Origin of the sequence: Novosphingobium sp., assembly GCF_025351285.1 — a bacterium.
In the GTDB taxonomy this organism is placed as follows: domain Bacteria; phylum Pseudomonadota; class Alphaproteobacteria; order Sphingomonadales; family Sphingomonadaceae; genus Novosphingobium.
The window spans coordinates 1-19,543 of record NZ_JANXWG010000089.1 but is presented as its reverse complement, the minus strand read 5'-3'; the positions used below and the strand labels follow the sequence as shown (position 1 = coordinate 19,543).

General features: G+C 62.7%; 24 protein-coding genes and 1 tRNA gene. 9 read left to right on the top strand and 16 right to left on the bottom strand.

Annotated elements, in window-relative coordinates; genetic code table 11:
• The first annotated feature begins 142 nt into the window (after window positions 1–142).
• The 5 genes from Q0R16_RS10940 (at window position 143) to Q0R16_RS10920 (ending at window position 4,645) form a co-directional block, all read left to right on the top strand.
• On the top strand, window positions 143–814 hold the full coding sequence (locus Q0R16_RS10940) for a PspA/IM30 family protein (protein ID WP_295635928.1): 672 nt from the start codon (window positions 143–145) through the stop codon (window positions 812–814).
• A gap of 25 nt (window positions 815–839) precedes the next feature.
• Window positions 840–1,412, top strand: coding sequence for a hypothetical protein (locus tag Q0R16_RS10935; protein ID WP_295635927.1), 573 nt, complete (start codon window positions 840–842; stop codon window positions 1,410–1,412).
• Window positions 1,413–1,677: 265 nt separating this feature from the next.
• Window positions 1,678–4,119, top strand: a complete 2,442-nt coding sequence (lon, locus tag Q0R16_RS10930; RefSeq protein WP_295635950.1) for an endopeptidase La — start codon at window positions 1,678–1,680, stop codon at window positions 4,117–4,119.
• 68 nt (window positions 4,120–4,187) lie between these two features.
• Window positions 4,188–4,337 (top strand): hypothetical protein, encoded by a 150-nt coding sequence (locus Q0R16_RS10925; RefSeq protein WP_295635926.1) that lies wholly within the window; start codon window positions 4,188–4,190, stop codon window positions 4,335–4,337.
• Window positions 4,338–4,372: 35 nt separating this feature from the next.
• Window positions 4,373–4,645, top strand: coding sequence for an HU family DNA-binding protein (locus tag Q0R16_RS10920; protein WP_295635925.1), 273 nt, complete (start codon window positions 4,373–4,375; stop codon window positions 4,643–4,645).
• 159 nt (window positions 4,646–4,804) lie between these two features.
• On the opposite strand, the gene Q0R16_RS10915 is transcribed toward Q0R16_RS10920, so the two are convergent.
• From Q0R16_RS10915 to rlmB, 3 genes are read right to left on the bottom strand one after another with little or no spacing between them, the layout of a single operon-like run.
• Window positions 4,805–5,818 (bottom strand): sodium:calcium antiporter, encoded by a 1,014-nt coding sequence (locus Q0R16_RS10915; RefSeq protein WP_295635924.1) that lies wholly within the window; start codon window positions 5,816–5,818, stop codon window positions 4,805–4,807.
• A 19-nt stretch (window positions 5,819–5,837) separates the two neighbouring features.
• Entirely contained in the window at window positions 5,838–6,704 is an 867-nt protein-coding gene (locus tag Q0R16_RS10910; RefSeq protein ID WP_295635923.1) for a hypothetical protein, read from the bottom strand.
• 19 nt (window positions 6,705–6,723) lie between these two features.
• The gene (rlmB, locus tag Q0R16_RS10905; RefSeq protein WP_295635922.1) at window positions 6,724–7,560 is read right to left on the bottom strand and encodes a 23S rRNA (guanosine(2251)-2'-O)-methyltransferase RlmB; all 837 of its coding nucleotides are present in this window, start codon (window positions 7,558–7,560) and stop codon (window positions 6,724–6,726) included.
• Window positions 7,561–7,610: 50 nt separating this feature from the next.
• Here rlmB and Q0R16_RS10900 point away from each other — a divergent pair, with 50 nt between their 5' ends.
• A complete protein-coding gene (locus Q0R16_RS10900; protein WP_295635921.1) occupies window positions 7,611–7,847 on the top strand; it encodes a hypothetical protein in 237 nt (78 codons plus the stop codon).
• A tRNA-Tyr gene (locus Q0R16_RS10895) sits at window positions 7,810–7,895 on the top strand. The genes Q0R16_RS10900 and Q0R16_RS10895 overlap by 38 nt, the downstream gene beginning before the upstream one ends.
• Window positions 7,896–8,697: 802 nt before the next feature.
• Here the strand turns inward: Q0R16_RS10895 and Q0R16_RS10890 are convergent.
• The 13 genes from Q0R16_RS10890 to Q0R16_RS10835 all read right to left on the bottom strand — a co-directional run bounded on the left by Q0R16_RS10890 (window position 8,698) and on the right by Q0R16_RS10835 (window position 17,983).
• Window positions 8,698–8,985 carry a lysozyme inhibitor LprI family protein gene (locus Q0R16_RS10890; protein ID WP_295635920.1) on the bottom strand — a complete coding sequence of 96 codons (288 nt, stop codon included), beginning with the start codon at window positions 8,983–8,985 and terminating at the stop codon, window positions 8,698–8,700.
• A 259-nt stretch (window positions 8,986–9,244) separates the two neighbouring features.
• Window positions 9,245–9,865 (bottom strand): hypothetical protein, encoded by a 621-nt coding sequence (locus Q0R16_RS10885; RefSeq protein ID WP_295635919.1) that lies wholly within the window; start codon window positions 9,863–9,865, stop codon window positions 9,245–9,247.
• A 79-nt stretch (window positions 9,866–9,944) separates the two neighbouring features.
• Entirely contained in the window at window positions 9,945–10,202 is a 258-nt protein-coding gene (locus Q0R16_RS19585) for an HGGxSTG domain-containing protein (RefSeq protein ID WP_366857529.1), read from the bottom strand.
• Window positions 10,087–10,887, bottom strand: coding sequence for a hypothetical protein (locus tag Q0R16_RS10880; RefSeq protein WP_295635918.1), 801 nt, complete (start codon window positions 10,885–10,887; stop codon window positions 10,087–10,089). Before Q0R16_RS10880 ends, Q0R16_RS19585 begins: the two co-directional genes overlap by 116 nt.
• A complete protein-coding gene (locus tag Q0R16_RS10875) occupies window positions 10,868–11,116 on the bottom strand; it encodes a hypothetical protein (RefSeq protein ID WP_295635917.1) in 249 nt (82 codons plus the stop codon). The genes Q0R16_RS10880 and Q0R16_RS10875 overlap by 20 nt, the downstream gene beginning before the upstream one ends.
• Window positions 11,113–11,325, bottom strand: a complete 213-nt coding sequence (locus tag Q0R16_RS10870; RefSeq protein WP_295635916.1) for a hypothetical protein — start codon at window positions 11,323–11,325, stop codon at window positions 11,113–11,115. The genes Q0R16_RS10875 and Q0R16_RS10870 overlap by 4 nt, the downstream gene beginning before the upstream one ends.
• Before the next feature lie 352 nt (window positions 11,326–11,677).
• Window positions 11,678–13,465 carry a DUF927 domain-containing protein gene (locus Q0R16_RS10865; protein ID WP_295635915.1) on the bottom strand — a complete coding sequence of 596 codons (1,788 nt, stop codon included), beginning with the start codon at window positions 13,463–13,465 and terminating at the stop codon, window positions 11,678–11,680.
• On the bottom strand, window positions 13,458–14,303 hold the full coding sequence (locus Q0R16_RS10860; RefSeq protein WP_295635914.1) for a toprim domain-containing protein: 846 nt from the start codon (window positions 14,301–14,303) through the stop codon (window positions 13,458–13,460). The genes Q0R16_RS10865 and Q0R16_RS10860 overlap by 8 nt, the downstream gene beginning before the upstream one ends.
• Window positions 14,300–14,542 (bottom strand): hypothetical protein, encoded by a 243-nt coding sequence (locus tag Q0R16_RS10855; protein ID WP_295635913.1) that lies wholly within the window; start codon window positions 14,540–14,542, stop codon window positions 14,300–14,302. The genes Q0R16_RS10860 and Q0R16_RS10855 overlap by 4 nt, the downstream gene beginning before the upstream one ends.
• Window positions 14,543–14,740: 198 nt before the next feature.
• The gene (locus Q0R16_RS10850; RefSeq protein WP_295635912.1) at window positions 14,741–14,908 is read right to left on the bottom strand and encodes a helix-turn-helix domain-containing protein; all 168 of its coding nucleotides are present in this window, start codon (window positions 14,906–14,908) and stop codon (window positions 14,741–14,743) included.
• Between the two features lie 715 nt (window positions 14,909–15,623).
• Window positions 15,624–16,283 carry a hypothetical protein gene (locus tag Q0R16_RS10845; protein ID WP_295635911.1) on the bottom strand — a complete coding sequence of 220 codons (660 nt, stop codon included), beginning with the start codon at window positions 16,281–16,283 and terminating at the stop codon, window positions 15,624–15,626.
• A 98-nt stretch (window positions 16,284–16,381) separates the two neighbouring features.
• The gene (locus Q0R16_RS10840; protein ID WP_295635910.1) at window positions 16,382–17,632 is read right to left on the bottom strand and encodes a site-specific integrase; all 1,251 of its coding nucleotides are present in this window, start codon (window positions 17,630–17,632) and stop codon (window positions 16,382–16,384) included.
• Window positions 17,633–17,770: 138 nt separating this feature from the next.
• Entirely contained in the window at window positions 17,771–17,983 is a 213-nt protein-coding gene (locus tag Q0R16_RS10835; RefSeq protein WP_295635909.1) for a hypothetical protein, read from the bottom strand.
• Between the two features lie 85 nt (window positions 17,984–18,068).
• Between Q0R16_RS10835 and Q0R16_RS10830 the strand changes: the two genes are divergently transcribed.
• Window positions 18,069–18,344 carry an HU family DNA-binding protein gene (locus tag Q0R16_RS10830; protein WP_295635908.1) on the top strand — a complete coding sequence of 92 codons (276 nt, stop codon included), beginning with the start codon at window positions 18,069–18,071 and terminating at the stop codon, window positions 18,342–18,344.
• Between the two features lie 147 nt (window positions 18,345–18,491).
• Window positions 18,492–19,469 carry an integrase arm-type DNA-binding domain-containing protein gene (locus tag Q0R16_RS10825; RefSeq protein ID WP_295635907.1) on the top strand — a complete coding sequence of 326 codons (978 nt, stop codon included), beginning with the start codon at window positions 18,492–18,494 and terminating at the stop codon, window positions 19,467–19,469.
• Window positions 19,470–19,543 lie beyond the last annotated feature (74 nt).

The window sequence follows — 19,543 nt, the reverse complement described above, 5'->3', positions numbered from 1 at the left end:
CTTTCGACAAGTAAGGTTGGAAGTACCGGGGTTGGCTTGACAAAATGTTGACGGATGGAGCTGGCGGCGATTTTAACGCGACCTTAAATCCTCGCCCGCAAATTACGGCAAGTAACCGAGTTGTCCTTATCTGGGGGATTTCATGTCCGAATCGATTTTTGCGCGCGTTTCGCGGCTGTTCAGCGCTTCGGTCGAAGATTCGGTCGATCGCATGGAGAAGGCCGGCGGCGATGCGGTGATGCGCGAAGCGGTGCGCGAGGCCGATCGCGCGATCGATGCGGTGAAGGCGCAAGCCGATGCGGCGATGGCGCGTCGGCTGTCGGCCGCGCGCCAGCAGAAGCTGCTGGGCGAGAAGGTTGCGGAACTGACCGAGAAGGCCGGCTTTGCCGTGGCCAGCGGGCGCGATGACCTGGCCGAGGCGGCGATCACCCGGCAAGTCGATTTCGAGGAGCAATCGCGCAAGCTCGACGCGGTGCAGGACCAGGCGCGCGAGGAAGAAGCGCGGCTGGCCGATGGACTGACCGCTCTGGAAGCGCGCAAGTCCCAGATGCAGGATGCGCTGTCGGCGTACGAAATCTCGAAGCGCGAGGCTGCACTGGGCGGTGACGGCCCGAGCCATCCCGAACGTTCGGCCGAAAAGAAGGTCGATGCCGCCGAAGCCGCGTTCGATCGTGCGATGTCGGGCGCGGGCGGGGTCGGGTTCACGCGTTCGGACGCCAAAACGATCAACGGCGTGGCCGAAATCGGCGCCATGCAGAAATCCGCAACCGTGGCCGAGCGGCTGGCCGCGCTGAAGGCGCAGCAAGCGGCCTGACCGAGGCGGGCCAGGAGCAAGCGATGTGATCAAGAAGCCGACCGCCGAGTGGCAGCGCGAGGGCGAGGGCGCCCGCAAGGCGCAGGCCGCGGTCAGTGGCGGCCTGAAATCGCTCCAGACCGGCGCGCGCGTGGTCCATGGCGGGGCGCTGGTGGTCCAGGGCTACATCGGCATCGCCTTTGGTGTGCTGTGGATTTTAGCGGGCGTGGCGAGCCTGCTCAGTGGATCGGTCGCAACATTGATCGGAGCTGGGCTGATGGGCTTGTTCGCGATCTGGCTGGGCCAGCGCCGGATTGCAAAAGGCAAGGCGTTGGCGTCCGCGCACTTGCCGGCTGCGGAAAAGACTGCACCCGATCCCGGTTCGGCGGACCTTGCGCGGGCTGTGTCGCAGCCCGGGCCGGAAGCCGGAGCCGTTCGGGCGCTGCAAGACAAGGCCGCCGCGACTTATCAGGCCGAAGCGGCCGCCCCGGCGTTCGATGCCGATGCGATCATCGCGCGGCATCTTGCGGAAAGGGAACGGCTGGCGGCACAGGCGCAAGCCGTGCCGGTGCCGCTGGTCCAGCCCGCGCGGCCTGCTTTCGGGCGCAAGGTCGCCTGATCGCGGTCAGCTTGACGCGACAAGCTGCGGCTCGCGGTTGTCCCCAATTGCCTTGCGCGGATATCCGGTGCAGCGGACGAGCTTCTACGGCACAGGTCCCGCCGGGGCGATCCCGATGCCGCCCGAAGGTGCCAATCCACAGTCCTTGTGCAGCGCGGCATTGCAGGGGCGGGGGTCTGTCACCATATCCGGACCGAGCCGCTGCGGCCCGCGATCATCGTGATCGCATCGCCCGCCGCGTGATGGGATGGACCCCGTGACCGATATGACCCCCGAGACAAGTGCCGACATGACCGATTATCCGCTGTTGCCGTTGCGCGATATCGTGGTGTTTCCGGGCATGGTCGTGCCGTTGTTCGTCGGCCGCACCAAGTCGGTTGCGGCGCTCGAAGCGGCGATGAGTGGCGCCGTAAACAAGGATGGTGGAACCGCGGAAAAGGAAATCTTCCTGCTCGCGCAGCTTGATCCTGCTTGCGAAGAGCCCGAGCGCGACGATCTTTACGAAACCGGTGTGATCGCCACGGTGCTGCAATTGCTCAAGCTGCCCGACGGGACGGTGCGCGTGCTGGTCGAAGGCCAGCGCCGTGCGGTGTTGGACAGCCTGCGCGAAGAAGGCGAGATGCTCGTTGCGCAAGTGACCGCAATCGAACCGGAAGAGGCTTCGGGCACCGAAGTCGAGGCGATGATGCGCCAGGTGGTCGAACAGTTCGGCGAATATGCCAAGCTGTCGAAAAAGCTGCCGCAGGACGCCGGCGGTGCGCTCGACGAGATCGAGGACGCGGGCAAGCTGGCCGATACGGTCGCTTCGAACCTGGCGGCAAAGGTCGCGGAAAAGCAGGCCGCGCTGACCGAAGCCGATCCGCTCAAGCGCATGGAAATGGTGCTGGCCTTCATGGAGGGCGAGCTTGGCGTGCTCCAGGTCGAGCGCAAGATCCGTGGCCGCGTGAAGCGCCAGATGGAGAAGACCCAGCGCGAATATTACCTTAACGAACAGATGAAGGCGATCCAGAACGAACTGGGCGGCGGCGAGGAAGGCGAGACCAACGAACTCGCCGAATTGCAGGCCAGGATCGACAAGCTCAAGATGTCGAAGGAGGCGCGCGCCAAGGCTCAGGTCGAACTCAAGAAGCTGCGCGGGATGCAGCCGATGAGCGCCGAGGCGACGGTGATCCGCAATTACCTCGACGTGCTGCTGGGACTGCCGTGGGGCAAGAAGTCCAAGCTCAAGAAGGACATCGCCGCCGCGCAGGACGTGCTCGATGCCGATCATTATGCGCTCGACAAGGTCAAGGACCGCATTGTCGAATACCTCGCGGTGCAGGCGCGCACCAACAAGCTCAAGGGGCCGATCCTGTGCCTGGTCGGGCCTCCGGGCGTGGGCAAGACCAGCCTGGGCAAGTCGATCGCGCGTGCGACCGGGCGCCAGTTCGTGCGGCAATCGTTGGGCGGGGTGCGCGATGAGGCCGAGATCCGCGGCCACCGGCGGACTTACATCGGCTCGCTGCCGGGCAAGATCATCACCAATCTCAAGAAGGCAGGCACCAGCAACCCGCTGTTCCTGCTCGATGAAATCGACAAGCTGGGCCAGGATTTCCGCGGCGATCCGGCGTCGGCGCTGCTGGAGGTGCTCGATCCCGAACAGAATTCGAAGTTCCAGGACCACTACCTCGAACTCGATTACGACCTGTCGGACGTGATGTTCGTATGCACCGCCAACAGCCTCAACCTGCCCCAGGCGCTGCTCGACCGGATGGAGATCATCCGGCTCGAAGGCTATACCGAGGACGAAAAGGTCGAGATTGCCGAGCGGCATCTGGTGGCCAAGCAGGTCGAGGCGCACGGGCTCAAGAAGGGCGAATTCACGCTGACCACCGAGGGTCTGCGCGATCTGATCCGCTATTACACCCGCGAAGCCGGCGTGCGCACGCTGGAGCGTGAAATTGCGCGGCTGGCGCGCAAATCATTGCGCAAGATCCTGGAAAAGCAGGTCACCAGCGTCACGATCACGCCCGAAAACCTCGGCGATTTCGCCGGCGTGCGCAAGTACAAGCACGGCATGGGCGAGGAAGAAGCGCAGGTCGGCGCGGTGACGGGTCTGGCGTGGACCGAAGTCGGCGGCGAGTTGCTGACGATCGAAAGCGTGACCGTGCCCGGCAAGGGCCAGGTCAAGACCACCGGCAAGCTGGGCGAAGTGATGCAGGAATCGGTCTCGGCGGCGTTCAGCTTCGTCAAGGCGCGGTCACCCGCTTACGGGATCAAGCCGTCGCTGTTCGCGCGCAAGGACATCCACATCCACTTGCCCGAAGGCGCGGTGCCCAAGGACGGGCCGAGCGCGGGCGTGGGCATGGTGACCGCGATGGTCTCGATGATGACCGGGATCGCGGTGCGCCCCGACGTGGCGATGACTGGCGAGGTCACGCTGCGCGGGCGCGTGCTGCCGATCGGCGGGCTCAAGGAAAAGCTGCTGGCGGCGCTGCGTGGCGGCATCACCACCGTGCTGATCCCCGAGGAAAACCGCAAGGACCTGGCCGAAATTCCGGCGAACGTGCGCGAGGGGCTCGACATCATCCCGGTCAGCCATGTCGACGAGGTGCTGAAAATCGCGCTGGTGGCGCCGTTGGAAGCGATCGAATGGACCGAGGCGGACGATCTGGCGAGCCAGCCGCTTCTGCCCGGGCATGTCCCTGGAACGCCAACGGCACATTGATCGCGGATTGACGACTGGCGGAGTTGCAAAGCCTTGCAAGGCAAGCTCGGTGTGGCTTCGATGCCAAAGTGGATGAAATTCGCGGTGGAATCTGGGATAACCCCCGCGCTTCAGCCACTTTTGCCTTTGACAAGGCCGGCTTTCTCGTCTCAATTCCGCGTTCCCGCGCGGCGATTCAGTGCCGTTCGCAGGCAACCAATGTACGTTTTTCCCAATAGTCCGGATTTCCAGGACAGTGGTAGGGGGTTTGCAAATGAACAAGAATGACCTGATCGGCTCTGTCGCAGACGCTAGTGGCCTCACCAAGGGCGATGCCAGCAAGGCCGTCGAAGCCGTGTTCGACGCCATCACCGGCGCGCTCGGCAAGGGTGACGAAGTTCGCCTTGTCGGCTTCGGCACGTTCTCGGTGGCCAAGCGCAAGGCGTCTACCGGCCGCAACCCGCGCACCGGCGAACCGATGGCCATCAAGGCCTCGTCGCAGCCCAAGTTCAAGGCCGGCAAGGGCCTCAAGGACTCGGTGAATTAAGATACCTCCTTTGCGCTGATCGCGCGGCGTTCTGCCGCAACCGGCGTTTTTCTCCCCATCGCTCCGCACCCCTGGCGATCGCTTGCCATCGGTCGGAATGAACGGTCAGAATGATCAAGCCGCGCCTGGCATCCGGGCGCGGCTTTTTTCATGGGCGGTTTACCGGACGTGCAGCACCAGCAGCAGCGCGGCGAACAGCCCATAGAACAGCCCCATCGACGCCAGGAACCCGCGCGAAATCACCCCGCGCGCGAACGATACCAGCATCACCGCCACCGCGATGGCGGTGACCACCCCTGCCATGATCAGCGACCGATCGAGCAGCCACGGCGTAAAGAACAGGCCGAACGCGGTCGGCACGGTGGCCTGGATCATCATCGAACCGCTGATGTTGGCCAGCGCCAGCCGGTGCTTGCCCTGCCGCACCCAGATCACCGCGTTCATGGTTTCAGGCAATTCCGTTGCGATGGGGCTGAGCAGCAGCGCGAGCAGTTGCGGTTCGATTCCCAAAGCCGGCCCGATCGCATCGAGCTGGCTTACGAACAGCCGCGATGCAGCAAAGATCACTACCAGCGCGAGCCCGGTCTGCAGCGCGGCGAGCGCGAGCGGGGGTGGTCCCGGCCGTTTGCGCGCGAACGACAGCGGTTCGAGTTCATCCTCGACTTCGCCACTTTCATCGCGGCTCATCTCCTTCCAGAAGTACAGCGCATAGGCACCCAGGAACGCCACCCCGAGCCAGGGCTTGTACGCGAACGCCACCAGCCCGACCGCCAGTTTGACCACGAAGATGCTGAGGAACCAGGTCTGGTCACGGCTCAGGCGCTTGAACTCCTGCCGCACCGCCTGGTTGCGCTGCAAGTGCTGGTGGCTGAAGATCAGCGTGGCGCCCACTGTGGCATAGGCAATCGTGGCCAGCACCAGCGGGCCACCCAGCGCGGCGCCCACGCCCAGTTCGCGCTGCGCGTCGCTTTTGCCGAACGCCACCGCCACGAACGTGATCGCGCTTTCGGGCAGCGCGGTGCCGAACGCGGCCAGGATCGTCGCGGTCGCGGTGCTGCCGACCGACAACCGCCGGCCGAGCCATTCGACCCCGTTGACGAAGAATTCGCAGGCGAAATAGATCGTTGCGGCGGCTCCGAGCAGGAGCAATGCCGGCAGCAGAATTGGGGTCATCGCATGGTTCGGATGGGTTTCAGAAGCGGATCAGCGCGGTCGGCGGCGCGGTGGTTTGCGGATTGACCAGCCATTCCAGCCTTTGCATCCCCGCTTCGGCTTTCGGCCCCTCGTCGGTGTTGTTGGCCAGGATCGTGCCATCGGTGTGCACGGTGAAATGGCCGTCGAGCCTGGGAAAGCCGGGCGGGGTTGCGGTCTTGTCGGCCTTGGACGTATCAGCGCCGCCCAGTGCGCCCGCCATTCCGGCCATGCCGGCCAATGGCCCCGCGGACTGCCCCGACGAAAACGCCGGCGCATCGATCCGCACGGTGCCATCGTTGCGGCGGATCACCGACACGAACGGCACCAGAAACGGCATGCGTTCCACCGTCGGGAAGGTGAAATCGTGGTCGAGCCGGCCGGCAATCGCATATTCGACCTCGAACCGGCCATCGCCTTTCGACACCACCGATTTCCACCCGGCCTGCCGCGCCAGATTTTGCGCGAACTGTTCGCTGGCTTTCGGATCAGTCGGGTCGATCCCGCCGAGCATGGCCTTGGCGGTTTCGGCGTCCTTGGTCGCCTTGGCCTTGACGGCGTCACGCTCGTCCTGCCATTCCTGCTTTTGCTGCGCGATTTCGTCGGGTTTGCAGGGGCGGACCGTATCGGTTGCGTCGTCCTTGCAGTCCTTGGTTTCGAACGGCTTGTTCGCGGCCTGGTCGTTCATCCCCGCAGCCATGCGCGACAGCGCCAGCACGAAGATCTCGCCCTTGTAGGTGAAGCCGAAGCTGCCGTCCTTCTTCAGCGTCAGGTCGCTGGTGAACTTGCCCGGCAACAGCAGGCACCCCGTCAGCAGGATCGCCATTGCGGCGGTTACTACGAATGATCCCCAGGCCCTCGCTCGCATCGCATCCCCCATATCTATCTCAATCCGACGCTCCAGGTCGCACCGCCACGGCATAAAGTGCGATCGCCGCGGCATTCGATACATTGAGGCTTTCGATCGCGCGGCTGATCGGCAGCTTGGCCGTAGCATCGCAATGCTGGATCACGTTGTGACGCAGGCCATCACCCTCGGCGCCGAGCACCAAGGCAACCGGTCCGCTGGGCAGCGCGCCGGGGAAGCTGTCCTTCGCCCCGCCGTCGAGCCCGATCCGCCAGTACCCGGCCTCTGCGATCATCTCGAGCGCGCGCGCCAGGTTGACCACGCGCACCCACGGCACGATTTCGAGCGCACCCGAAGCGGACTTGGCGATCACCCCCGATTCGGGGGGCGCGTGCCGGTCCTGCGTGATCATCGCCGCCGCGCCGAACGCGGCGCATGACCGCAGCACCGCGCCGATATTGTGCGGATCGGTGACCTGGTCAAGCAGCACCAGCACGCGGCCCCCCCCGTCCTTGGCGGCAATTTCGAGGATCTCGTCGAGCGCCACGTCGGGCAGCGCGTCGCATTCGAGCACCAGCCCCTGGTGCGGTGCATCGCGCGCAACCAGCCGGCCCAGATCGGCGGCTTGCGCGTATTCGACCGGCAATGACGTCGGCAGTTCGGCGTCGTTCGCGTCGAGCATTTCCTGGATCGCCTCGCGCGTGCCCCACAATTTTCGCGCGGTGCGTTCAGGATTGGTCAGCGCGGCTTCGACCGCGTGGCGGCCCCACAACCGCACCGCGCCCGTGCTGGCCCGGCCCGATCCGCGCCCACCCTGCATTCGCCCGGCGCGCCCGCGCAAGGCGCGTTTTCTGATCTGATCATCGCGGGCTGACATGGGGCTGGCCTTGGTTTTGCTGGTGGTTTCGGAACGCGGCCTGCGCTGGAATGGCCGCCGCTGCGGGGTCGCTCCTGCCAGCCAGACTGCGCCTGCGCAAGTTTTCAAAGCCCGGAACGCGCAATGCCGGCATTGACACGCGCGCGCGGCTTCGCCAATGGAGCGCCTCTCGGCCAGACGGCCCCTTTGCGGGGGCCAATCGCGGCATCGAAATCCTGGATTTCGGCACCGCCACCGACAAGCTGGTATGGACAGGTGGCCGAGTGGTTAATGGCAGCAGACTGTAAATCTGCCCGCGAGAGCGTACGGTGGTTCGAATCCACCCCTGTCCACCACCAGCCTTTGATTTAATTGATATTTTTTCAAAGCCGGCCGACTGTTCCCAAAACCGCACCCTAAACCTGCTTCACGTTAGGGGCGGCCGGCAGCGAACGCGGGCGAGCGATCGTCCGTTATATTCAGTCTGAAACGCTAAGAGGCTTCGCCGCGCTGTATATGCAGTGCACGTTCCATCCGCCCAAGTTCAATTGGCAGACCGACAACCGCCCGGTTTGTGTGTCGAGTATCCAGACCGCCGGGTTCCGCTCTTGATTGAAATTAGGGACGGTCCCCAGAGGAACGATTGTCCAGCGACCGTTCGGCTGGACTGCGTCTGGCTTCGCCGGTTGCAGACTATAACCACAGCCGCCCAACGCTAAGAGCGCCATCAAACTCCACACTCGCATGATAGCTCCTTTGCTGCCCGGCCAACCAGAATTGCCGGTCGCTTCCCGTATTGTGCCGATAGTTTTAGGACTATCCAAACGTACTTACTCCCCGGGCAGCAATTCCACCGGTCCGCACTTAACCCGCCGAGAACCACAAGCCCGGCAACGCAAGTTGCGCTCGATCGCGCCCATGTCCCGGCTTTTGCCCGCCTTAGATCGGGCCATGCTGAGCGCCAGGCTGTCTAGCACGGTTGCTCGCCCGCACCCTTGGCAAACAACGCGAAGGTTGAAGCCGTGGCGGCTGTAGTCGCTTATCGAGTCGAGGCGCTTCGATCCCATGCTCGCATGAGAACGAATGCGGAACGATTCGGCAAGGAAGGCGTGGCCTGTCCTGATGGAAAAATATGAGGAAACTTTGGAGGCGAGCGATTCAATAATCCCATGCGGTCGCCAGTTCCGCGCGCCGTGTAATGGTCTCGCGCACCATGCACCCCAGGTAAAATATCTCTGATCCGCTGCCGCCATTCAGCAATCGCACCCGACAGTTTGCAAGGCGAAAGGCTGACCATGCACGCTGCGCAGCCATGAGTTGACCCCGCTGCGCCACTGTCGCGTGCAGTGCGCTTTCCTTGAAGTCGAGCGAAAGGAAAGCGTCTTGCCGAGTCAACTCTGCGTTGAAGCAATTGCCTTCATCGACCATCGAGGAATGCACCTCCATGCATTGTCGAAACTGGGGGGTTCCCGCCCGTTCGGCAGAAAACGGAGACGCGTCCTGAGCCTGGGCCGAAGTCGGTAAAGCCAGAATCAGGGATAAAATGACTGAGGTTCTCGCTGACGTCACCTTGATAACCTCCAGATGCTCAAATGGATTGCCTGTGAAATACAGGGGATTCCCGGGCCAACCCCAATCTTACCAGCCTTTTATCGCGTCGTAGGTAGCGCATGGCTATCGAATAACGCGACATTGAGGACAGGGGTTAGGGATTTGTCGCGGCCATTTCTTTCAGGGATTTAATCGATTCCCGCCTATTCTTCATGCATTCCGCAACGTCGCGATCAATCATAGCATAGGCAGACCCTATTTGCTGAACGCTTGAATCGTCGGCTAAATAGCGGCCCTGCCGAGTAGCGTTAGCGGAGTTGATCGGACAAGCGCTTTCAAGCGCGCCATCGGCGGATAGCCGCAGCACCCCGATTGTCACATAGCTTCCTATTCTCCGGTTCGCATCAAACCCTAGCCAGTCATACCAGTGACGAGGATGCTTCTTCTCAAAATCATCCCAATCCTTGAACAATTTATGCATCGTCTTAATCTGCAAATCAGCTTGCGAATATCGCGATTCTTCTAAGTCGATACGACGTTGCCTATGGGTCTGGCCGGGATCGCCCATCGTATCGACGATCGCATTCTCCACGATTCTGGTAACGTCCTGCTCGGACATCGAGTCAAACTGCGGTGGCTCGGGTTCGCGCGAGCAAGCCCCTAGCGCAAGCATCAAGGGCAAAAAACGAAAGGAAAAGCCGCCTTTCATACCTCTGTTTAAATAGCGGACTGTCGGGTTTTTAAGTGGCAGATCAAACCGGTAATCATCGCGCATAGCCAACCTCCAACGACAGCTTATCGAACAAGGAGCGGCGCGACGGCAATGGCAATTCAACGGATGGGCACCGATCCTGCTAATCGCGCACTGCCTTCATAAGCTGCCCAGCTTCCCGCCTTAGCGCGATGACCTCGTTGGTGCTGCCGCCATGCTTCCACGCGCCATTGCGCTCACCAGAGGGGGCCCCTGAGCCTTTTGCTCCCCCATGGATTCGACATCTAGCCTTGCCCTTCACGGCTGGGCAGCGACACAACCCGCCCGCTCTCGTTCGGGCTTGGCAGAGCGGTGCATTCGTCAATAGCGCGGGTCGCCCGTCCTTGGGCTTGGCTTCCATTTTTATCATCCCCCCTATGGTAGTGGATGTGCTGGTGCGTTTCCTTGCGGACCTTGATCGATTGGCGCGCGGTCGTGTTCTTGGTGCGGTTCGCGCGAAGGGAATCCATCTGCATCGCGAATGTCCGGGCTAGCTTTGCCGCCGTGGCAGCGGTGCGCGTGTCGTAATCGTATTTGATCGCGCGCGCCGCGACCTTCATCGTCAGCAAGTGGATCGCGACCATTTGGGCGGCAAGTGCGGCCTCCAACTCGTTGCGCGGCTTTACCGAGTTGACCAGCGCCAACGCGGCAGAATATTCGTTTTCATCTAGCCGCCATTGTTGAGCCTCGTCGTCCCAATGGCTTTCGCCCACGAGCGATTGAAGTTGGGCCAGAAACATTGCGATCACGGACGCCGACCGCGTGCCGAACGCGTCGGCCAGTTGCAGTTGCCACAAGCCCGGATCGTTGTGCGGCGAGGTCCAGTGCTCTTTGTCGAATCCGGCTGGTTCCAAGATGATGCCCGGCGGGATCGGGCGAGCAAGGGCACGATCGACAGCCTTGCTTTCGCCCTTTACCAATTCGGGGTGCGGATCGGGACGATTGCGCGCCCGCCGTTTGCGCTTGGGCTTCACCGTTACGTCGAGCTTTTCCGGCTCCACCCGCCCATCGTCCGGCAAGGGCTGATCAGAAAACGGGCGAGCCATCGGGCCTCACGATCGAATACCAGCCCACCACAGCGGCGCGGAAGGGACGGCCGCCGCGCGTGCGCCATTCCCCCGCACGCCAAACGGCGCTTTTGAGGTTGTCTGGCTGGTCCTGCAACTGGACGTAGGCGACGGGGAACGCTGGCTTGCTGTCGAGCGCCTCCAGCTTAAGGCGGCACTCTCCGAATAGGGGTAAAACAATGCGCCGGGTTTGCCAATTCGTCGTCATAGCGGGGCCTCCCATATCAGCGGCATTGGCTCCAGCGTGCGCCTCCACAGCCAGCCCTCGCCATCGTCGCCCTGCCAGTGCGCAACGCCGGACGTGAAGGCGAGCCGGCGCGCGCCGTCCAGGCGATCGGCAACGGTGCCCTCTCCGGGGCCGAAGTGCGGCCGGATGCCGAACAGGTCGCTTGCGGTCCAGCTGATCGCAGCGGCCATCTCGGCGTGGTTCCGCGCCAGCCACAGGGCGTCCGCAAGCAAAGTGCGCCACCAGTCGGGATCAATGCCAGTGGGCGGGCGGCTGGGGTCCAATTCGGCAAGCGCTGTGTGCCACGCGGCGGGATCACCCTTTTCGCGATGTTCCCGGTGTTCCCGGTGTTCTTCTATATGTTTTAGCGAGTTACGCGCGACAGCAGGTGTTCTCGCAGGTGTTCCCGGTGTTCCGCTCAGGTGTTCCGGAACACCAGGAACACCGGGCGCAATCTCAGGTGTTCCGTGCAAACCCGCAGAAAACCGCGACGGAACACCGGGAACACCGGGAACACCCAAATTCGGTATGCGGTCGAGCCAATCAAGCATCGTCGCCACCAAAGATGGATTGCTGCACGATGTAGCATCGCGTCTTGCCCATGCCCGGCAACGCCACGCTCACGGACGCCTTACCCGCATTATCGGGGAAAAGGTGGCGACGCTCCAGCAACAGCGCGCTAACGGCCTTGACGTTCAAGCCCCGGCAGACTTCCGCTTTCCAGATTGTTGCCGGTATCAGATATTCCCGCCGCCCCATCGGATCGAGCCGCCAGAAACCGGCGCGGTTGTGAATGACCACTGGCCCATCGCCGTCGATCGGCTGAAAGCGAGCCGCGCCATGAGCTGTCAGAAATTCGGCTATTTGCTCGATTGCCGCGCCGTCCTCGGCAGCACCCGCACCGCCGCGACCTAACAACCAGCTAGCGAAGATCGCTTTCGCCGCGCCGGTCGCTTCCCCCGGAGCCCAAGGCAGAATGCCAAGGCCCGTTGCGATCTCGCCTGCCATGGCGATCAAACCGAACCTGCGACAAGCCCGCGCCACCTGTCCCGATGCGTCGGCGGGCTGGCAGTCATTGGCGAAACGATCGATGCCTTGCCGTATCAGGCGGGCCTGTGCTTCACGTTCGCCAATCAGGCGTTCGACAAATTCGGGACCAGCTATGCCGTAGTGTTCCGCCGCCGCGCCCTTGATCGAACGCGCCAAGGCATCGCCATTTGCGAGCCCGCCCAGGCTGTCGAACAAACCAAAGCCCTTGCCTGCATCGGCTTCGATGTCGAGAATGCGAACCTCTTGGCCAGCGGCGGACCGCCGCCCGCGCCCATCCGATCGCGCGTGCTCGGCCAGGCTGATCTCGCCAGATGACAGGAAGAACGTAAGCCAACGCCGCGCGGCCCGAGCATCACCGGTTTGCGAGGCGCGGGATTTTCCGCAACCATTGGCCAGCATGTAGGCGATGCTTCCGGCTTCCTTGGCGTCGAGTTGCGCAAGTTCGTCCAGGATCAGCAGGGTTTCGTTGGCTTGCTCGGCAATGCCTTCCAGCCCGTTTGCCGTGGCGCGCCACTGCCGCACGAATGATGGTGAACCCCAGATACTCGCCGCCGCCAGCAACGCGGTCGATTTGCCGATCGAGGACTGCCCACGCAGGTGAATGCCGCCACCTTCTCCGCCCACGGCTTCCAGCAAAGGCCCCACAAATCCAGCGCAGAGTGCAATGGCGATTCGCGTGTTGCCGATGCCGTGGCGCGCAACACCTTCCTGCCATTCGGCCAGCGTTCCGGCCGAGCGATACTCGTGGTCGACGGTGCCCGCGCCCTGATAAACAACGAGGTCGCCGCCGCTGATTCCAATCGTGCGATCGGGCAATGCGAACGCCCCGTCAGCCCAGCCAACGCGCGCCACCGCCCGCGCTCGCCGGTCGATCTTGACCGAAGCCAGAAACGTCTGGAGTGCGTTGCGGGCTTTAATCGATGGTGCGACATACAGCCCGCCATGCAACAGCAACTGGCGAACCTCGCGCCCGTCGCCTGCTAGATTGGCGCGCGCTACTGCCAGTTGATGCGGCTGGTTGTCGTTATCGTTCCAGCGCAGCAAGACGCCCCACGCGGTGCTGTGCCGGTCGCGGGTTTCAGCGACGATCTCCAGGGGCCCGCACAACAGCAGCGGCCCCTTGTCGTCGTCTTGATCCTGAAACAGCCCCTTGTCGGACAGGTGAAACCCAAACGGCAGTTTCACGCTATGGGCTTTGGCCGTGCTGAAGCTGTCGCGGATTGCATCATCCTCATAGTCGGCATGATCGCGGCGCGAATAAGCGGGGGCCGGGTTATCCATTCCAAATTCCTCCCGGCAGCGCGATCAGCGCGCCCGTGCGTTGCGAAGCGAGGCGGGCGGCTTCATGCCCGGCCTTGTCGTCATCGGCGGCGATTATCAGGGTGAGGTCGGGCCGCTTGGCGTGGATTGTCTCAGCCACGGTCGGCAGGTTGCCGGCGGTCATCGCCGCGACAACCGGCAAGCCAGTGGCGCGACGGACAGCCGCAACGGTGCCCACGCCTTCGCCTATCACCAGCCGGTCCACAGGTTCGCCCACAGCCCAGAACAAGCCCTTGGTGCGACAGCCGGGCTGATAGAGCTTTTCTTTGGCCCGGCCGGCGACGATGCTCTGCAGATTCCAGACCAGGCCATCGAGGTCGCGCATGGGCACCAGCAAGGCGTCGATTGCTCCAAAGGCGTCACGTCCCTGCCAGAGTCCCTCTGGCGCGATGCGCTTGCGGACCAGGTAAGGATGCCCCGTTTCGGCTGGACGCGCCCCAGCGAGTCTCTGGCGGGCATTCTCGGCCGCTTTGGCGCGCGCCTCTGCCTTTTCCTTTTCCCGCTCGGCCTCGGCCCGCCGAATTGCAAGCCGTTCGGCCGGTGTCAGTTGGCGGGGGCGGTAGTCGCCACGCGCGGGCAGAAAGCCGTCGCGGCGGAGCATATCCTTGACGGCCAGCGCCTCATCGCGCCCGCCATTGTAGCAGGCCACCAGCACGCCATCGGGCGCGCCATGTGCCAGTCGAATGGCGGTGCCCCGATCGCGCCGCGAATGTCCAGGTGTTGGAATCAGACATTCCTTGCCTGACAGGTTGCCGCCGTAGTGCGCCGCTATGGCGCGAAGGTCCGCCGCGACAATCATTTCGTCGCCCCTTTCACGCGTTGACCGGGCCGCTTGTGCTTTTGGCAGCGCCGGTTCGGTTGAAACTTTGACGAGGTCGCGGGCGTGGTCACCGTGAAAGGCACACCGCACGTCGCGCACGGCGACCGCCAGATCAGGATTGTGGCGATCGTCCCGTCACGGCGCGCGCGCTCAAAGCGCCCGGTGGCCGTGTAGGTCTGCCCGTGAAAATCGTGGACAGCGCCAATGTCGAACAGCATGGGCCTATCGGTCATGACGCCACCCCGCCAAACGCAAGCGCCGCCACCGTCGAAGCCATTTCAGGCCGCACGCGGTGCGCTGCGATCAGGAATTGAGATTGAAGGGCGATCGGGCTAAAGGGGTCACGGAACGGGCCTAGACAGCTATTCCGCGACGCGCCGGTGCCAGCCGGCGTTTCGCATGTGTGGGGCATGGCCTTATGCCTCCCCTGCGATCAAGCGGTCGATGCTCTCGCGCTTCACGAGCGTTTTCCGCCCGATCTTGAAGGTTTCGAGCGTGCCGGCGTTGATCAGTTCGTGAAGCTTGGTAACGCCAATGCTAAGGGCCTCGCAGGTGTCCTTGCGAGAAAGGGCTAACTTCGTCATCGATATTTACTCCGCCCATCTCGTTCGCGGTTGTCTTTGCGAACGGGGGCGGATGACTATTTAGACCATGTACGAGTGCGCTCCGGTTGGTTTACCCAAAATTCAAAGAGGCGGCTCGCGCGCTTCTTCGTCCGCGATCCGCTTCAGCATTAACCGGGCTTCCTCCCAACACCGCGTAACGGTGGATCGACTGACATTCTTGCCCATCTTCTCCGTCCACTGCGTTGCGATTGCGGCGATTATGGCACGTCTGACGCCTTGGGGGCGTCGCAAGGGAACGCTGATGTTTCGCGACGCCGGCCCGCCCTCGCTAGGGCTGGTCCCCGCAATTGCGTGGCACTCTTCCTCGACATCGGCGCGATGGGCATCACAACTTTCGGACCTCAGCCATGCTGCACGCTTCGAGACCGGGATATAGTCGAGATTACCGATCACTGCCCTATAATCACTTTGGGCAATGATGCGCTCCACGGCGGCTGCCTGATTCCTCATCGCAACTGCGTCAAATTCAGCCTCGCACTCAATTCCAATTGCCAACCGCTGCAACGCAGTAAGCAGACCCGGACGACCAGAATTGGCTCTTAATCCTCCACGCATGCCGCCTCCCAAGCGGTTCCCAAGGGGTGACGGGGAAGCGCGTGGGATGCGCGCTTATCGGCTGGCCAGCCTATCCCCGCCCGATGGTATGGGGGCTTTTGTCAGTTTTGTCAGTGCCTCAAACCGGCATTCCCCGCCACGTTTGATCGCCCACTTTGAAATATACGGAACCACCAGGACCCGGCCGGGCCAGCAAGGTCCGCTGATCGTTGAACAGATTGTGGTCGAGCGAATAGACGTGCGGCGCTGGCACGTCGCCCGGCATTTGCTCAGCCTCGGCGTCATGGTCGGGCTCGCGTCCGTCATGCTCACACCCGCCAGGGTCGCCAATCTTGCAGCCAGGGGCGCTGTGAAGCCTCTGAAGCGCCCGCGTCCCAATGCCGGGGCAATCGTCCTCACTGGCGCTGTGATCGCCAGCGTCGCCGTCGTCCTCGTCGTCCTCGTGCCCGGCGATATTCGGCCCGCGCTTCTGGCTGCCGCGCATCGTGGTCCATTCGAGCCAAGCGTTCTCGCCAGCGTCGGAAATGTCGCAACCGGCCCCGTCACCTTCCACCGCACGGCCAATGTCAGTGCAGCGCGAAACCTCGTCCTCGCTGCATTCGCCCTCAAGATCGCCATCGCCGTCCAGCACGTCCAGCAAGTCGATCGCCACGGTGACGAATGCCACCAGCTTGCGGCGATCGTGACGAGCCAGGATGCGCGCGACCGCTGGCATGGGCGGAAATGTGCCGGGCAGCGTGACGGGTGCGGCAACGCCGCTTATGGGATTGGTAGCCATATTCTCGACTCCTTGTCAGTCGGTTGTGGTTAGGGCCAGCATCGGGCTTCCATCCCTTTGCTGGCCCGCATCCATCGGGCACCACGCCCGGTGAAACTTTAGGCGGCTGCTTCGCCGCGAATTGGGGTGACGTTTTCGCCGGCCGCATCGATGGTCATGCAACGGGTTGTCCAAGCCTCCATCAGCTTGCGCCGCTTGTCGAACAGGTCGCCGCGACGATACGCTGCCTCCACCTTGTTACCGACCACGTGCGCTAACGCCATTTCAGCAACCTCATTGGCGAAGCTGGAGCATTCCGCCGCCCAGTCGCGGAAACTGCTACGGAAGCCGTGCGGTGTCGCGTCAACCTTCATGCGCCGCAGCAGCATGGTCATGGCCATAGGTGACAGCTTGCCACTTGTAGCGCCGGGGAAAAGGTAATCGCTGTCCAGTTGCTTCGATGCTTGCAAAATCTCCACCGCGCGGGGCGAGAGCGGGACGCGGTGCACCTTACCGGCCTTCATGCGATCGGCCGGCACAGTCCAGATCGCGGCATCAAGATCGACCTCGCCCCACGTCGCGCCGATCACTTCGCCCGATCGTGCGGCGGTCAAGATCGCAAATTCCAGCGCCAATGCAGCGGTTGCATCGCGCGCCCTGAGCGCCGCCATGAAAGCGGGAACCTCGGCATAGTGCAGCGCCTTGTGATGGCCCCGCGAAAGGCGCTTGGCCTTGGGCAGCATCATATCGACGTGGCCGCGCCAGCGGGCAGGGTTCTCGCCCTTCCGATGGCCACGGGCCTTGGCTGCGTCCAGAACGGTTTCAATGCGACCGCGAACGCGGCGGGCGGTTTCAGGCTTGGCCTGCCAGATCGGCTCCAGAACGGCCATGACGTGCGAGGTTTCAATATCCCGCACCGGAATGTCACCCATCGTAGGATAGACGTAGGACTTGAGCGTAGCGGTCCACTGATACCGATGCTTGTCATTGCGCCAGCCGGACTCGTGCGCGGCGATATAGGCCTCAGCCGATGCCTTGAATGTGATGCCGGCAATTGCTGCAAGCTGCGTTGCCGCTGCTTCGTCCGCAGCTTGCTGGTCGCGCTGTTGCAGCGGATCGATGCCAGCCTTGACCAGCCGCCGCAGATCGTCCGCCAGATCGCGCGCCTTGGTCAGCGAAACCGCGCCCGGTCCTGCGGCCGGGCCTAAGCCAATGTCTCGCGACCGGCCTTTGAGCATGAACCGATAGACCCAGGACCGCGCGCCGGTGTCCTTCACCAGCAACTGCAACCCGCCACCATCGGCATATCGACCGGGCTTCGCGTTCTTCACCGTCACGTGGGTGAGGGCATTGCTGAGCTTCTTGGGCATGTTCGGTTCTTTTCCCGAGATTCGAACTTGCGGCTGGCATGATGCGCGGGATGGTTCCCTAAACCGTTCCCCGATAATAGCGCGGTTTTATGGGAACGCAAGCGAACGAATGCGAATGAGCGACACCGGGAAAGATCGCTAAAGCCTGCATTTCTGGGGAATGATCGGATGCCAGCGGTTCACTGCGAAGCATAGTATAGAGGAACCCCTGTCCACCACCGGCCTTTGATTTAATTGAATGTTTTCAAAGCTGGCCGGCTGTTCCCATTCGCTGAGCGTCAGCCTCGGCCGCCGCGTGATCGAACGCGGCTGTTTGTGCCAGTCGGCGATGTTGCCGTGGTCCTTGGTCAATTATTCTGATCCGTCTGGGGGGCTTGGAATTCCTGCGCATTCTCGGCTAAGCGGCGCGTCCTGATAATCCGAAAGGTCCAAGTTCATGAACAATGCCGATCTGGCCGATGTAATCGCCGCCGACCACAACCTCACCAAGGCTGATGCCCGCAAGCTCGTCGATGCGGTGTGCTCGGCTATCGCCGATGCCGCCGCCAAGGGGGACGAGATCTCGCTCAATGGTTTCGGCAAGTTCAAAGTGAAGGCTACGGCCGCCCGCGAAGGCCGCAATCCGTCGACCGGCGCCACGATCCAAATCGCGGCATCGAAGAAGCTGACATTTGCGCCTGCCAAGGCGGTGAAAGACAAGCTCAACGGCTGAACGGGGTTTCCGGGCCTCGCAATTTGCGGGGCCCGGTCTTCCACCGCCGATTCTACGTTGAGCACACCCTACGCGCCAAGGCGCAATAATGGAAAATAAACCATTGAAAGGTGGCTGATTTGTTCCCTCATAGAGGGAGCAAGATCGATGTCAAAGAATGGCTATGTGATGACGCTCGTGGGGCGCGAATCGCCCACATCGAATCGTCGTCATCGCGACAGTGCCGCGAGTAGTGAGAGCGTCCGGCTCGATGGCAACATAGCTCGTCGCAAGGCGCCGGGATGGGAATGCTTTTACTGGGATAACGAATTGCCGGGATTTGGCCTGCGGGTCTTCGCGGGTGGGGCGAAGACCTGGTTCGTCCAGTATCGCCAGCGCGGGCGGCAGAGGCGGGTGACGCTCGGCCACGCGCCGGCAATGTGCGCAAGAGAGGCGCGTAAACTGGCGCGCGCGAAGCTTGCGTCGGTGGCGCTCGACGGGCTGCCCGTTGAGCCCATACCCGGGATATTCGCGAGCAAGGATGCGATGTTGTTCCGCGACTACGCCCCGCGCTTCTGGGAGGACTATTCGCGGCACTGGAAGCCCTCTACCTGCAAGAGCAACCGCTTCGTCATCTTCAAGTATCTTGTCGCGATCTTCGGCGACACTCCTGTCGAAGCAATACGCAAGGCTGACATCCTGCGCTGGCGCGACAGCTGGGCAAGGCGCAGCGGCAGCTTCAACCGGTCGATACCGATCATGTCGGTGATGATGACCTATGCCGAGCAGTTGGAACTCAGGCCGCGCAATTCGAACCCGTGCAGAGGAACCCCGCGCTACAAGCGCAAGCCTATGGAGCGCTATCTGAGCGCACGAGAGTTCGCTCGCCTCTCGTCGATCCTCCGGGGGTTTGAGGAATCCCATCCCATCGCCGTCCAGGCAATTCGCCTGCTGATCTACACCGGCGCACGGCGCAGTGAGGTCCTCAATCTGCGCTGGGAATGGGTGCAGCCTCCCCGATTGATGCTGCCCGACAGCAAGACCGGTCCGAAGATCATCTACCTCAACGGTCCAGCGCGGGCTGGACTTGTAACGGTTTTGCGCCGGTCACTTGAGAGTTTAACACTCGATCAAGGAGACCGATGAGATGAAGAAGCATACAGAAGATTTCAAGCGTGAGGCGGTGCGGATTGCGCTGAGCAGCGGGCTGTCGCGGCGGC